Here is a 255-nt window from a genome sequence, read left to right as displayed (position 1 = left end):
CGCGCCTGCGGGCTGGTTCTCAGCGTGACCAGATGGTCGCCTTTGCCCAGCTTCCGAATTTCCTCGTACTGAGCGCCTTTCTTCAGCGGGATCATCCAGTGCCGGTGTTCTCCCGCCAGATGCCAGGCGTTCAGTAGCCCCAGCGAGTAATAGCCTTTATCCAGCAATGTCAGTGTGTTATCACCGGTCTGGTTTATCAGCTGCTCCGCCAGCGTGTATTCACTTTCCTTCATCGTGCCGAAGGCGGCGGCCGTT

Annotated in this window: 1 protein-coding gene; it reads right to left on the bottom strand. The window is 58.0% G+C overall.

Going from position 1 to position 255, the window contains the following annotated elements; all coding sequences use genetic code 11:
* Positions 1 to 255 (bottom strand): transposase (locus MUA00_RS00060; protein ID WP_271121226.1); only part of this gene is annotated, 255 nt, incomplete at both ends.

This window comes from Dryocola boscaweniae (genome assembly GCF_025215095.1).
GTDB lineage: Bacteria > Pseudomonadota > Gammaproteobacteria > Enterobacterales > Enterobacteriaceae > Dryocola > Dryocola boscaweniae.
The sequence above is the reverse complement of the archived record's forward strand: the minus strand, read 5'-3'. Positions and strand labels throughout refer to the sequence as shown.